The organism is Hydrogenophaga sp. Root209 (assembly GCF_001428625.1).
Lineage (GTDB): Bacteria > Pseudomonadota > Gammaproteobacteria > Burkholderiales > Burkholderiaceae_C > Hydrogenophaga.
On sequence record NZ_LMIE01000008.1, the window covers coordinates 18143 to 30965 of the forward strand.

Below are 12823 nucleotides of genomic sequence, written 5' to 3' on the forward strand. Positions count from 1 at the left end.
CGCGGCGCTCATGAAACGAGTGCCTCGTCTTGATAGAAGCAGGTGTGTTCACCCAACACCCGCAGATGCACCATCTCGCCCGCCACCGGCGCGGCGGCCTCGGGTGCCAGGCGGCACTTGAGCCGGTGTTCACCGGCTTCCAGGGTGACCATCACGTAAGTGCCGATGTCCTGCACGCGCGTCACCGTCGCGGGCACGGTGTTGGGCTCGCCGGCCTGGCCAAGCGCGAGGTATTCGGGGCGGATGCCGAGCTTGAGCGGTCCCTCGGGCAGGGTCCGACCGTTGGTGAGCGCCAGAGGCTTGTCCAGCACCACCAGGCCGCCGCGCACGCTGGACGCTGGCAGGAAGTTCATGCCCGGAGATCCGATGAAGTGGCCCACGAAGGTGTGGGCCGGCCGCTCGAACAGCGCCTCGGCCGCACCCACCTGCACCGCGCGCCCGCGCGTCATCACCACCACCTCGTCGGCGAAGGTCAGCGCCTCCACCTGGTCGTGCGTCACGTAGATCAGCGTGAGCTTGAGCTCGTGGTGGATCTGCTTGAGCTTGCGCCGCAGCTGCCATTTCAGGTGCGGGTCGATCACGGTCAGGGGCTCGTCGAACAGCACGGCCGACACGTCCGAACGCACCAGGCCGCGGCCCAGAGAAATCTTCTGCTTCTGGTCGGCGCTGAGTCCCGCGGCGCGCATGTCGAGCTGGTGGCTCATCTCCAGCATCTCGGCAATGCGCCCCACCTGCAGCTTGATTTCCGCCTCGGGCACCTTGCGGTTCTTCAGTGGAAACGCGAGGTTCTGCGCCACGGTCATGGTGTCGTAGATCACCGGGAACTGGAACACCTGCGCGATGTTGCGCTGCTGCGGGCTGTGACGCGTCACATCCTGGCCATCGAAGCGCACCGTGCCTTGCGAGGGCACGAGCAAGCCCGAGATGATGTTGAGCATGGTGGTCTTGCCGCAGCCCGAGGGGCCGAGCAGCGCATACGCACCGCCGTCCTCGAACGTCATCTTCAGCGGCAGCAGCGCGTAGTCCTCGTCCGCCTTCGGATGCGGCTTGTAGGCGTGCGCCAGGTCGAGTTCGATGCGTGCCATCAGCGGGCCTTTCCAGGACGCGCCGGCGAGCGCACCAGCGGGCCGTCGGCATCAAAGACAAACAGGCTGTCGGGCTGCAGGTAGAGCGTGATCGGGTCACCCAGCGGGCAGACGTGCACACCGGTGAGCTGGGCCACCAGCTCACCCACGAGGGTGTGCACGTGCACGAAGGTGTCGGAGCCCGCAATCTCGGCCAGTTCCACGCGCCCGGGCAAGGCCACGTCGCCTGTCCTGGCGACCACGCGCAGGCCACCGGCGCGCAAGCCCAGCGTGAGGCGCGTGGGTGCGTCGGCCGGCAACTGCAAGGGCCAGACCTCGCCGCCCTGCACCCGCACACCACCGGCCACCGCCTCGGCGGTCAACAGGTTCATGGGCGGGTCGCTGAAGGCGCGCGCCACGCGGATGCTCTGCGGCTGGTGGAACACCTCGGCGGTCGGGCCGTACTGCAGCAGCTCCCCCGCATCCATCACCGCGGTGTAGCCGCCCAGCAGCAGCGCCTCGCCCGGCTCGGTGGTGGCGTAGACCACGGTGGAGTCGCCGGTGGCAAACAGGTGGGTGAGTTCCTCGCGCAGCTCTTCGCGCAGCTTGTAGTCCAGGTTCACCAGCGGCTCGTCGAACAGCATCAGCGGCGCCTGCTTGGCCAGCGCGCGCGCCAGCGCCACGCGCTGCTGCTGGCCGCCCGAGAGCTCCGCCGGCAGGCGGTCCAGGAACATGTCGATGTGCAGGCGCGCAGCGATGTCGCGCACCTTCTGGTCCACGTCGCGCTCGCCGCGCAGGCGCATCGGCGATGCGATGTTCTGCGCCACCGTCATCGAGGGGTAGTTGACGAACTGCTGGTAGACCATGGCCACGTTGCGCTGGCGCACCGACATGCGCGTCACGTCCACACCGTCGACCAGCACCCGGCCGGAGCTTGCCACGTCCAGCCCGGCCATGACGCGCATCAGGCTGGTCTTGCCGGCCTGCGTGGCACCCAGCAACACCGTCACGGCGCCAGGGGCCAGGCTCAGGCTTTGGGGGTAGAGGTGGACGGCAGGCCCGACGGTCTTGCCCACATGCTCCAGAGAAAGCTGCATTCGATTCCCAGCGTGAAAAACCGCACACCCATGATCGGGTGGCATTTCGTTTGCCGGATTCTATTGTTCGTTTATGTTCCTTTTTATTCGGTACTTACCCTGACCGGGGTGAAAAAAATTTCCGTTATGTTCGGATGGCCTGCCTGCCCACCTCACAACCGATGAACCTCAACCCCCGCCACACCCAGCTGCTCGACGAAGTGCGCGCCCACGGCCCACAGACCATCGAAGCCATGGCCGAGCGTTTCGGCGTCACTTTGCAAACGGTGCGCCGCGACGTGCAGCGCCTGGCCGAGGCCGGCTTGCTCTCGCGCTTTCACGGTGGCGTGCGCCTGCCCGGCTCGACCACCGAGAACATCGCCTACCGCCAGCGCCAGGCCATGCAGTCCGACGCCAAGGCGCGCATCGCGCGCACCGTGGCCCGCCGCGTGCCCAACGGCTGCTCGCTGATCATGAACATCGGCACCACCATCGAGGCGGTGGCGCGCGAGCTGCAGCACCACCGCGGCCTGCGCGTGATCACCAACAACCTGCACATCGCCTCGCTCATGAGCACCAACCCGGACTGCGAGGTGATCGTCGCCGGCGGCCTGGTGCGCGGCGCCGACCAGGGCATCGTGGGCGAAGCCACGGTGGACTTCATGCGCCAGTTCAAGGTCGACATCGGTCTGATCGGCATCAGCGGCATCGAGGCCGACGGCACGCTGCGCGACTTCGACTACCGCGAGGTGAAGGTCGCGCGCGCCATCGTCGAGCAGTCGCGCGAGGTCTGGCTCGCGGCCGATCACAGCAAGTTCAATCGGCCCGCCATGGTCGAGCTCGCGCGGCTGGACGACCTCGACGTGGTCTTCACCGACCTGCCACCGCCGCCGCCCTTCCACGACCTGCTGGCCGCGGGCAACGTCGAATGCGTGATCGCCGGTGCGGGCACCCCGAACGACACGGCCATCGCCTGACCCCGCTTCCCGGAAGACACCATGACCTACCTGCTTGCCCTGGACCAGGGCACCTCCAGTTCGCGCAGCATCGTGTTCGACCGCGCTGGCCGCGTCGTCACCATGGCGCAGCGCGAGTTCCGCCAGATCTACCCGCAACCCGGCTGGGTCGAGCACGACCCGCGCGACCTGTGGCAAACGCAACTGGAGACCGCGCGCGAAGCCTTGAAACAGGCGAACCTGCGAGCCGACCAGATCGCGGCCGTGGGCATCACGAACCAGCGCGAAACCACGCTGGTGTGGAACCGCAAGACCGGCGAGCCCGTGTACAACGCGATCGTCTGGCAGGACCGTCGCGCCGAGGCCACCTGTGCCGAACTGCGCGAACGCGGCTCCAGCGACACCGTGCTTCAAAAAACCGGCTTGCGCATCGACGCCTATTTCTCCGGCACCAAGCTCAAGTGGATCCTGGACAACGTGCCCGGCGCGCGCGCGCAGGCGGAGCGCGGCGAACTCGCCTTCGGCACGGTGGACAGCTGGTTGATCTGGCAGCTCACCGGCGGCGAGCGGCATGTGACCGACGTGAGCAACGCGTCGCGCACCATGCTGTTCAACGTGCACAGCCGCGAATGGGAAGACGAGCTGCTGGCCCTGCTCGACATCCCGAAGAGCCTGATGCCCGAGGCGCTGCCGTCGAGCTCGCACTTCGGCGAGATGAAGGCCGAATGGCTGGGCGCGCCGCTGGAGATCGGCGGCGTGGCGGGCGACCAGCAAAGCGCCCTCTTCGGCCAGGCCTGCTTCACCGCCGGCATGGCCAAGAACACCTACGGCACCGGCTGCTTCATGCTCATGCACACCGGCGAACGCTTCCAGGTCAGCCAGAACGGGCTCATCACCACCGCCACCGCGCAGCCGCCGGGGCCTCAGCAATACGCGCTCGAAGGCAGCGTGTTCATCGGTGGCGCGGTGGTGCAGTGGCTGCGCGACGGCCTGCGCGCGATCCAGTCCAGCAGCGAGGTGCAGGCACTCGCCGAGAGCGTGCCCGACGCCGGCGGCGTGGTGCTGGTGCCGGCCTTCACCGGCCTGGGTGCGCCCTACTGGCAGCCCGACACGCGCGGCAGCATCACCGGCCTCACGCGCGGCACCACCATCGCGCACATCGCGCGCGCCGCGCTGGAGAGCATCGCCTTCCAGAGCGCGGCCCTGCTTGACGCGATGAGCCGCGACGCGGTGGCCGCCGGCGGCGTGCCCGTGAGCGAACTGCGGGTGGACGGCGGCGCCTGCGTCAATGACCTGCTGATGCAGATCCAGGCCGACCTGCTGGGCATCCCGGTGGTGCGGCCGGCGGTGATCGAGACCACCGCGCTCGGTGCGGCGTATCTCGCCGGTCTGCACACCGGCTTGTATGGCGGGCTGGACGAACTCTCTAAGCAGTGGCGCGCCGAGCGCACCTTCCACCCGACGCTTTCGCGCGAACGCGCGGCCGAGAAGATGGCGCAGTGGGAACACGCAGTCCGTCAAACCGTGGCGCCCTGAAGCCCCGGGTGGCGGCGCGCGACAATGGCGCGATGAACACCCTCACCCACCCCACCATCACCTTCATCGGCGGCGGCAACATGGCCAGCGCCATCGTCGGCGGCCTGCTTCGCCAGGGTCACCCGGCCAGCGCCTTGCAGATCGTCGAACCTTGGGACGAACAACGTGCAAAGCTCGCGCAGCAGTTTCCCGGCGTTTCACTGCTCACCGCTGCCAGCGCTGAGCTGCGCCCCTCGGACCTCGTGGTCTGGGCCGTGAAGCCGCAAACCTTCAAAGACGCCGCACTCGCCAGCCAGCCCCATTTGGGCAGCGCGCTGCACCTGAGCGTGGCCGCCGGCATCACCAGCGAGAGCATGGCCGGCTGGCTGCAGACGCAGCGCATCGTGCGCGCCATGCCCAACACGCCAGCGCTCGTCGGCCTGGGCATGACGGGCCTGTTCGCTCGCGCTGGCGCCAGCAGCGCCGACCGTGCGCTGGTCGAAGCCGTGGTGAAGACCACCGGCGAACTGGTGTGGGTGGATGCCGAACAACAGCTGGACGCGGTGACCGCCATCTCCGGCTCAGGCCCGGCCTACGTGTTCTATTTCCTCGAAGCCATGCGCGACGCGGGCACCCGCATGGGCCTGCCGCCCGAGGTGGCGTACCAGCTCGCGGTGGGCACCTTCGTGGGCGCGGCCACGCTGGCGCAGCGTTCGGACGATCCGCCACAGACGCTGCGCGAGCGTGTCACCTCCAAGGGCGGTACGACCTACGCGGCGCTCACCTCGATGGAAGCGGCGGGTGTGAAGGCCAAGTTTGAAGAGGCACTTTTCGCTGCGCAGAAGCGGGCAGAAGAACTCGGCCGCGAATTCGGCAAGTGACCCTCGCGCTGCTCGCGGACGCAGTGCGCTCTGCTCCGCGGCTGTCCCCCGGCGGCTGGAGCCGCCTCCTCCTTGATGCCGCTGCGCAGAGCACACCGCATCCGCGAGCGGGGGTGGCGGGCGAGGACCGGAAGGGCCCCAAGCAGACGTGTTGACAGCCGGCATGTGACATCGGCACCCGCCCGTCACACGCTGCTGGTCATCTAGGTTCAATGCGCACGGTCCGAACCGAAGCACCTTTGCTGGAATGTGGACCCGCGTAGGCTGTCAAAGTGACTGGCGGGAGAGCCTCGGCCTGCTGAATTTCACGAATTCGACCAGCAACGGCATCCACGACCTGGGCGCTAGGGATGCCGTAAAGATTCACAAAGGGTCCTGTTGCCGGCCAGAACAAAACTGCGGCGCGACCGCCTTCCCATTTGGCGAACTCGCCCTGAACGCAAGCCCGTTTGTCATTACAAACCCTTTGCTCGACCAACGCCTCGTGAACAACTTCCGTGTAGCGCATGGCCGCATCCCGATGCATCTCGCCGCATGCGCTGAAGAGCCCAACCGCAGCGAAGCTAAAAAGACAAACAAGTGTGCGTCGCATAAAGGATCGATGTCCGCTTCTACCGATAGCCGCGATCGTACAGCGCCAAAACCGATGGGACGCGCGCCCACTCGCCCGTTTGCCCACGGACGCGGTGTGCCCTGCGCAGCGGCATAAAGGAGGAGGCGGCACCAGCCGCCGGGGGACAGCCGCGGAGCAGGGCACGCTGCATCCGTGGGCCAGCGAAGCACCACGACCGAAACGCAGCGCACGTCAAACCAAGCCGAGCACCACGCCCACGAACACGGTGAAACCCAGCCAGTGGTTGAGCCGAAAGGCCTTGAAGCAGCCGTCGCGGCTGCGGCCCTTGATGAGCTGGAAGTGCCAAACCACCTGGGCCAGCGCCACCACCAGCATGGCGCCCCACACCCAAGGGTTCACCACGCTCCACAGCGCAGCCGTCCAGACCACCAGGAACACCAGATAGAACGCGGTAACGGCAGGCACGTCGGCCTTGCCCAGCGTGATCGCCGAGGTCTTCATGCCGATGCGCAGGTCGTCGTCGCGGTCCACCATGGCGTATTCGGTGTCGTAGGCCAGCACCCAGAACAGGTTGCCCAGCAACAGCACCCAGGCCTGCAGCGGCACCTGCGACTGCACCGCGGCAAACGCCATGGGCACGCCGAAGCTGAAGGCCACGCCCAGCACCGCCTGCGGCATGGACACAAAGCGCTTGGCGTACGGATACGCCAGCGTGATGGCCAGCGCCGCGAACGACCACAGCACCGTGGGCGTGTTGGTGGTGAGCACCAGCCCGAAGGCAGCCAGCGCCAGCACCGCGCCCAGCGTCAGCGCTTCGCGCACCGACACCTTGCCCGAGGTCACGGGCCGTTGCGCGGTGCGTTTCACATGCTTGTCGAATTCACGGTCGGCCACGTCGTTCACGCAGCAGCCGGCGCTGCGCATGAGGATGGTGCCGAGCACGAACACGGCCAGGAGATGCCAACCAGGAAACCCGCCGGCCGCCACCCACAACGCGGACAACGACGGCCAGAGCAGCAGCAACCAGCCCGCCGGGCGGTTCCAGCGGATCAAGTCGAGGTACAGCGAGAGGCGCGAAGGCGCCGGAGACGTCGCAGCGACCATGGTCAGAAGATCACTCCTCAAGAATCGAGCGCAGCATCCACGCGGTCTGCTCGTGCACCGTCAAGCGCTGCGTCAGCAAGTCTGCGGTGGGCTCGTCACCGGCTTTGTCGACCACGGGAAACAGCTCACGCGCCGTGCGCGCCACCGCTTCGTGGCCCTGCACGAGGATGCGCACCATCTCCATGGCCTTGGGCGGCGTGGCTGGCACGTCGGGCACCGAGCTGAGCTTGCCGAACTGCGCATAGCTGCCCGGCGCCGCATGGCCCAGCGAGCGGATGCGCTCGGCCACCGGATCCACCGCCGTCCACAGCTCGGTGTACTGCGTCATGAACAAGGTGTGTAGCGAGGTGAACATCGGCCCGGTCACGTTCCAGTGGAAGTTGTGCGTGGTCAGGTACAGCGTGTAGGTGTCGGCCAGCAGCTTGGACAGGCCCTTCGCAATCGCGGCGCGGTCTTTGTCGTTGATGCCGATGTTGATGGTGGGCGCGGTGACTTTGCTGGCGGTTTTGGCCATGGAGAGCTCCTGAGGGATGGTTGAAAAAACAAAAAATCAAGAGAGGCGTTTGACGCCCGGCAGTTCGCAGGCGTAGATGGCGTTGCGCAGCTCGGCAATCGCCTCGTAACGCGTGAAGCTGCGCCGCCAAGCCAGCACCACGCGACGCGTGGGCGGCTCGCCTTCGAACGGCAGGTAGCGCACGTAAGACGAGTCGCCGAAGTCCTGTCCCGGCGTGGCCGAGCCTTCAAGCGCCGACGAGGGCACCGACAGACGCGGCACCAGCGTCACGCCCATGCCGGCGGCCACCATGTGTTTGATGGTCTCCAGCGACGAGCCTTCGAAGCTCTTGCGGATGCCTTCTGCATCGTTGGAGAAACGCGCGAACTCCGGGCAGACCTCCAACACGTGGTCGCGGAAGCAGTGGCCCGTGCCCAGCAGCAGCATGGTCTCGCGCTTGAGTTCTTCGTTGGTGATGAGGTCTTGTTTGGCGAGTGGATGCGTGTGCGGCACGGCGGCCAGAAAGGGCTCGTCGTACAGCGGTGCAATGGCCAGATTGGTGTCGGGGAAGGGCTCGGCCAGGATGGCGCAGTCGATCTCGCCCAGGCGCAACTGCTCCAGCAGCTTCACCGTGAAGTTCTCCTGCAGCATCAGCGGCATTTGCGGCGTGCGGTCGATCACGTGGCGCACCAGGTCGGGCAGCAGGTAGGGGCCGATGGTGTAGATCACGCCCAGCTTGAGCGGGCCGGCCAGTGGGTCCTTGCCGCGTTTGGCGATTTCCTTGATGGCCGCGGCCTGCTCCAGCACGGTCTGCGCCTGGCGCACGATCTCTTCGCCCAGCGGCGTCACGCTGATCTCGTTCGCATTGCGCTCGAAGATCTTGAGCTCCAGCTCTTCTTCAAGCTTCTTGATGGCCACCGAGAGCGTGGGCTGCGAAACGAAACAGGCTTCGGCCGCTTTGCCAAAGTGCTTTTCGCGCGCCACGGCCACGATGTATTTGAGTTCGGTCAGGGTCATGGAGGTATTTTGCGCCCGTCATGGAAACCTCCGGCTGACGGGTCCAAAGATTCAAGCCTTGAGGAACTCGGCCTTCCCGCCCAGCCAGCGGGCGATGTGTTTTTCGGCCAGGTCCGGGTACTCGGTCAGCATCACCGGCGCGGCAGCGCGCGCCCATTCGAGCAGGTGGGTGTCGGTGGCGAGGTCGGCAAACCGCAGCAGCGGCGCGCCCGACTGGCGCGCACCGAGGAATTCGCCCGGGCCGCGGATCTCCAGGTCGCGGCGAGCGATCTCGAAGCCGTCGCTGGTGTCGGCCATGGCCTTCAGGCGTTCGCGCGCGGTCTCGCCCAGGCGCCCGCCATCGGGTGGCGTGTACATGAGCACGCAGGCCGAGGCCGCGGCGCCGCGGCCCACGCGCCCACGCAACTGGTGCAGTTGCGAAAGGCCGAAGCGCTCGGCGTGTTCGATCACCATGAGCGAGGCGTTGGGCACATCCACGCCGACCTCGATCACGGTGGTGGAGACCAGCACGCCCATTTGTCCGCCGGTGAACAGCGACATGACTGCCTTCTTCTCGGCCACCGGCATGCGTGAATGCAGCAGGCCCACGGTAACAGTAGCCCCCCCCTGCGCCGCTGACGCGGCTTCCCCCCTCTCTGGCGCGCCTTCGGCGCGGGGGGGGACGCGCCCTTGGGCCGGCAAAGCCGGACCCTCGGGTGCCTTGGACAGGGACACCTCTCCCCGGAAAGGCACTGCAGGGCTGTTGAGCGCCGCGCTGAGTTCGGCGTGCGTGGCGGTGGCATTCGAAAGATCGATCGCCTCGCTCTCCTCGATCAGCGGGCAGACCCAGTACACCTGCCGGCCCTGCGCGAGCTGACCGCGGATGCGCTCGACCACCTCGGCACGGCGGCTGTCGGCCACCACCTTGGTGACGATGGGCGTGCGGCCGGGCGGCAGCTCGTCGATGGTGGAGACGTCGAGGTCGGCGTAGTAGCTCATGGCGAGCGTTCTTGGAATGGGGGTGGCCGTCATCATCAGCAGGTGGGGCTCCTGGGCGAGGGCTTCGACAGGCTCAGCCCGAACGGAAGCGCGTTCAGCCCGAACGGATTCGGACTCCGATCGTCCTGAGCCTGTCGAAGGGCCTGAGCTTGTCGAAGGGCTCGCCAACCCGGCGCCCATCTTCCCTCGCAGCGCCAGCCGCTGCGCCACGCCGAAGCGGTGCTGTTCGTCGATGATGGCCAGCGCGAGGTTCTTGAACACCACCTGGTCCTGGATGACAGCGTGCGTGCCCACCACCAGCGCGGCCTCGCCGCTGGCGATCAGCGCGAGCATCTCGCCGCGCTGCTTTTTCTTCTGGCTGCCGGTGAGCCAGGCCACGCGCTTGCCCAGCGGCGCGAGCAGCGGTTCCAGCCAGCCGATGAGCTTGGCGAAGTGCTGCTCGGCGAGGATCTCGGTCGGCGCCATCAGCGCGCACTGCCAGCCGGCATCGATGGCGATGGCGGCGGCGAGCGCGGCCACCACCGTCTTGCCCGATCCCACGTCGCCCTGCAGCAGACGGTGCATGGGCACCTGGCGCATCATGTCACGCGCAATCTCTTCGCCCACGCGGCGCTGCGCGGTGGTGAGCGCAAACGGCAGCACGCCGAGCAACTGTTCGTGCAGGCCACCGTGCGTGGCGCGCAAGGCCGGCGCGCGCAGGGCCGCGCGCTCCTGCTTGGCAGTGAACTGCGAGAGCTGCTGCGCCAGCAGTTCCTCGGCCTTGAGGCGCTGCCAGGCCGGGTGGCTGCGGTCTTCGAGTGCATCCAGCGACACGTCCGGCCCCGGGTGGTGCAGGTAACGCAGCGCGTCGCGCAGCGTCCAGGTGCCGCGCACCACGGCGTGCAGACCGCCCAGCAGCGCGGGCGGCAGCGTCTCGCCGAGGTCGGCGCGGTTCAGGCCGCTGGCCACCGCCTTGCGCAGGTAGGCCTGGGGCAGCAGCGCGCTGGTGGGATACACCGGCGTGAGCGCATCGGGCAGTTCGCCGCCGGCCGCGTGGAACGCGGGGTGCACCATGGTCCAGCCCAGAAAGCCGCCGCGCAGCTCACCACGCACCCGCACCCGCGCGCCCACGGCGAGCGTCTTCTGGTGCGCGGGATAGAAGTTGAAGAAGCGCAGCGTGCAGGTGTCGGTGCCGTCGTCCAGCGTCACCAGCAGCTGGCGGCGCGGGCGCTGCGTGATCTCGCTGTGCGTGACCGTGCCCTCGATCTGCGCCAGTTGTCCGTCGCGCGCCTCGCGCAGCGTGATGATGCGGGTTTCGTCCTCGTAGCGCAGGGGCAGGTGCAGCGCCAGGTCGATGTCGCGCACCAGCCCGAGCTTGCGCAAGGCCTTCTGCGGGGCAGACAAGGGCTTGGTGGCGGGGGTGGCTTCGGGCATGGGACAATTCTGCCCGCTTCCCTTCACCCTCCCTTTTCACTTGGCACGGGCTTCGTCCAGCCCTCAAGCAGCATGACGCACACCCCTCCCCCCGCGGACTTCCCCGCGCGCGCATTCACCGTCGCGGATTTTGATTTCCACCTCCCCACCGAGCTGATCGCCCAGCACCCCACGCCCGAGCGCAGCGCCTCGCGCCTGCTCGACGGCACCGCTGGCGCGCCGGTGGACCGCATCTTTCGCGAGCTGCCCGGGTTGCTGAACGAAGGCGATCTGCTGGTGTTCAACGACACGCAGGTGGTCAAGGCTCGCCTCTTCGGCCAGAAGGCCAGCGGGGGCCAGCTGGAGATGCTGATCGAGCGCGTGCTGCTGCCGCATGAAGCCAGCGACGGCTCGGCACATGAGGTGGTGGCCCATCTGCGCGTGAGCAAGAAGCCGCAGATCGGCGGCCGGCTGCACATGGCGGGCGGCCTGCGCGGCGGTGGGTTCGACGCGGTCTTCCTCGGCCGCTGGCCAGATGAACAAGGCCAGCTGTTCCGCTTTCGGCTGCACGGCCCGGCGGGAGAAACCCCTTACGAGCTGATGGCGCGCCACGGTCATGTGCCGTTGCCGCCTTACATCACCCACGCCGACGAAGCCGACGACGAACGCCGTTACCAGACCGTGTTCGCGCGCGTGCCCGGCGCGGTGGCCGCGCCCACCGCCGCGCTGCATTTCGACGAGGCCGTGCTGGCCGCGCTCGACATGCGCGGCGTGCGGCGCGCCAGCGTCACGCTGCACGTGGGCGCGGGCACCTTCGCGCCCATGAAGGCCGGCCGCATCGAAGACCACGTGATGCACCACGAGCGCTATGCGATACCGCCCGCCACGCTGCAGGCGATCGCCGACTGCCGCGCGCGCGGCGGCCGCGTGGTGGCCGTGGGCACCACCACCGTGCGCACGCTGGAGAGCTGGGCACGTTCCGGTGAAACCGAAGGCGACACCAACATCTTCATTACGCCGGGCTTTGCTTTCCAGGTGGTGGATCTGATGGTCACCAACTTCCACCTCCCCCAGTCCACGCTGATGATGCTGGTCAGTGCCTTCGCCGGCTTCGATCACATCCGCGCGCTGTACGCCCACGCGATCGAACACCGCTACCGCTTCTTCAGCTATGGCGACGCCATGCTGCTGCAACGGTCACCCACTCAAGGGGTCTGAATGCGGCTGAGGTATTCGAGCAGGACGAGGATGCGGGCACGCACCAGACCGGCCGAGTCGTAGTGGCCGCGCGCTTCGCGCATCTGCTGTGCGTTGTCGATCTGGTATTCGCGGCCCCACACCGGCATGTCGCGCGAACCATGGCTGGGCACGCCTGCGCCATCGATCACGGCATACAGGCGGTTGATCGGCAACACACCCTGATTCTTCTTCGCCAGCTGCGTCAGGTCGGGCGGGCTCTTGCGCAGCAGTTCGCCCAACGGCCCGTTGCCTTTGCCGTCCATGCCGTGGCAACTGGCGCAGTTGTCGGCAAATTCCTGCTTGCCCGGATCGAACACGGCGGGCTGAGCCCACGCTGCGGCCCCACTGCAAGCGATGACAAGCGCGAGGAATCCTCTCTGCAAGGTTTTCATGGTTTGGCTCCTGAATGGGTAGGTTGGCGAGGTTCGCGGCCCCCACGGAGTGATCCCGTGCAAGCCGTGTTTCATGCTAGGTCGCCACCAGGTCGCGCCAATTGAGGTTACTCAATGGCAAGCAACCCCCTTCGTACAATGC

At 67.4% G+C, this 12823-nt stretch carries 12 protein-coding genes; 4 read left to right on the plus strand and 8 right to left on the minus strand.

The genetic code is table 11. The features are described from left to right. Positions 1–8 precede the first annotated feature (8 nt). Together ASE11_RS07970 and ASE11_RS07975 are read right to left on the minus strand one after the other, a co-directional pair. Entirely contained in the window at positions 9–1085 is a 1077-nt protein-coding gene (locus ASE11_RS07970; protein WP_056269016.1) for an ABC transporter ATP-binding protein, read from the minus strand. Further along, positions 1085–2161 (minus strand): ABC transporter ATP-binding protein, encoded by a 1077-nt coding sequence (locus tag ASE11_RS07975; protein ID WP_056269018.1) that lies wholly within the window; start codon positions 2159–2161, stop codon positions 1085–1087. Before ASE11_RS07975 ends, ASE11_RS07970 begins: the two co-directional genes overlap by 1 nt. A 161-nt stretch (positions 2162–2322) precedes the next feature. Between ASE11_RS07975 and ASE11_RS07980 the strand changes: the two genes are divergently transcribed. From ASE11_RS07980 to proC, 3 genes are read left to right on the plus strand one after another with little or no spacing between them, the layout of a single operon-like run. Next, on the plus strand, positions 2323–3117 hold the full coding sequence (locus tag ASE11_RS07980; RefSeq protein ID WP_056269103.1) for a DeoR/GlpR family DNA-binding transcription regulator: 795 nt from the start codon (positions 2323–2325) through the stop codon (positions 3115–3117). Positions 3118–3138: 21 nt separating this feature from the next. Beyond that, positions 3139–4632 carry a glycerol kinase GlpK gene (gene glpK / locus ASE11_RS07985; RefSeq protein ID WP_056269020.1) on the plus strand — a complete coding sequence of 498 codons (1494 nt, stop codon included), beginning with the start codon at positions 3139–3141 and terminating at the stop codon, positions 4630–4632. A gap of 32 nt (positions 4633–4664) precedes the next feature. Beyond that, complete coding sequence (proC, locus tag ASE11_RS07990; RefSeq protein WP_056269105.1) at positions 4665–5492, plus strand: pyrroline-5-carboxylate reductase; 828 nt, start codon at positions 4665–4667, stop codon at positions 5490–5492. A gap of 199 nt (positions 5493–5691) precedes the next feature. Here the strand turns inward: proC and ASE11_RS25755 are convergent, their stop codons facing one another. The 5 genes from ASE11_RS25755 to ASE11_RS08010 form a co-directional block, all read right to left on the minus strand. Continuing rightward, entirely contained in the window at positions 5692–6000 is a 309-nt protein-coding gene (locus tag ASE11_RS25755) for a hypothetical protein (RefSeq protein WP_156406268.1), read from the minus strand. A 297-nt stretch (positions 6001–6297) separates the two neighbouring features. After that, a complete protein-coding gene (ubiA, locus tag ASE11_RS07995) occupies positions 6298–7170 on the minus strand; it encodes a 4-hydroxybenzoate octaprenyltransferase (protein WP_056269023.1) in 873 nt (290 codons plus the stop codon). 10 nt (positions 7171–7180) lie between these two features. Beyond that, positions 7181–7684, minus strand: a complete 504-nt coding sequence (locus ASE11_RS08000) for a Dps family protein (protein ID WP_056269025.1) — start codon at positions 7682–7684, stop codon at positions 7181–7183. 36 nt (positions 7685–7720) lie between these two features. Further along, positions 7721–8680, minus strand: coding sequence for a hydrogen peroxide-inducible genes activator (locus ASE11_RS08005; protein WP_056269026.1), 960 nt, complete (start codon positions 8678–8680; stop codon positions 7721–7723). A 51-nt stretch (positions 8681–8731) separates the two neighbouring features. Then, complete coding sequence (locus tag ASE11_RS08010; protein ID WP_056269028.1) at positions 8732–11071, minus strand: ATP-dependent DNA helicase RecG; 2340 nt, start codon at positions 11069–11071, stop codon at positions 8732–8734. Positions 11072–11143: 72 nt separating this feature from the next. Here ASE11_RS08010 and queA point away from each other — a divergent pair, with 72 nt between their 5' ends. Further along, positions 11144–12268, plus strand: coding sequence for a tRNA preQ1(34) S-adenosylmethionine ribosyltransferase-isomerase QueA (queA, locus tag ASE11_RS08015; protein ID WP_056269031.1), 1125 nt, complete (start codon positions 11144–11146; stop codon positions 12266–12268). Here queA and ASE11_RS08020 read toward each other — a convergent pair. Further along, positions 12256–12681 (minus strand): c-type cytochrome, encoded by a 426-nt coding sequence (locus ASE11_RS08020; protein WP_056269033.1) that lies wholly within the window; start codon positions 12679–12681, stop codon positions 12256–12258. The two genes, queA and ASE11_RS08020, sit on opposite strands and share 13 nt — an antisense overlap. Positions 12682–12823: the final 142 nt, after the last annotated feature.

Bases quoted from the DNA above. Each gene is read 5' to 3' on its own strand.
- ASE11_RS25755 (WP_156406268.1), bottom strand. From the start codon at position 6,000: ATGCGCTACACGGAAGTTGTTCACGAGGCGTTGGTCGAGCAAAGGGTT.
- proC (WP_056269105.1), top strand. From the start codon at position 4,665: ATGAACACCCTCACCCACCCCACCATCACCTTCATCGGCGGCGGCAAC.
- ASE11_RS08005 (WP_056269026.1), bottom strand. From the start codon at position 8,680: ATGACCCTGACCGAACTCAAATACATCGTGGCCGTGGCGCGCGAAAAG.
- ASE11_RS08000 (WP_056269025.1), bottom strand. From the start codon at position 7,684: ATGGCCAAAACCGCCAGCAAAGTCACCGCGCCCACCATCAACATCGGC.
- ASE11_RS07975 (WP_056269018.1), bottom strand. From the start codon at position 2,161: ATGCAGCTTTCTCTGGAGCATGTGGGCAAGACCGTCGGGCCTGCCGTC.
- ASE11_RS08010 (WP_056269028.1), bottom strand. From the start codon at position 11,071: ATGCCCGAAGCCACCCCCGCCACCAAGCCCTTGTCTGCCCCGCAGAAG.
- queA (WP_056269031.1), top strand. From the start codon at position 11,144: ATGACGCACACCCCTCCCCCCGCGGACTTCCCCGCGCGCGCATTCACC.
- ASE11_RS07980 (WP_056269103.1), top strand. From the start codon at position 2,323: ATGAACCTCAACCCCCGCCACACCCAGCTGCTCGACGAAGTGCGCGCC.
- glpK (WP_056269020.1), top strand. From the start codon at position 3,139: ATGACCTACCTGCTTGCCCTGGACCAGGGCACCTCCAGTTCGCGCAGC.
- ubiA (WP_056269023.1), bottom strand. From the start codon at position 7,170: ATGGTCGCTGCGACGTCTCCGGCGCCTTCGCGCCTCTCGCTGTACCTC.
- ASE11_RS08020 (WP_056269033.1), bottom strand. From the start codon at position 12,681: ATGAAAACCTTGCAGAGAGGATTCCTCGCGCTTGTCATCGCTTGCAGT.
- ASE11_RS07970 (WP_056269016.1), bottom strand. From the start codon at position 1,085: ATGGCACGCATCGAACTCGACCTGGCGCACGCCTACAAGCCGCATCCG.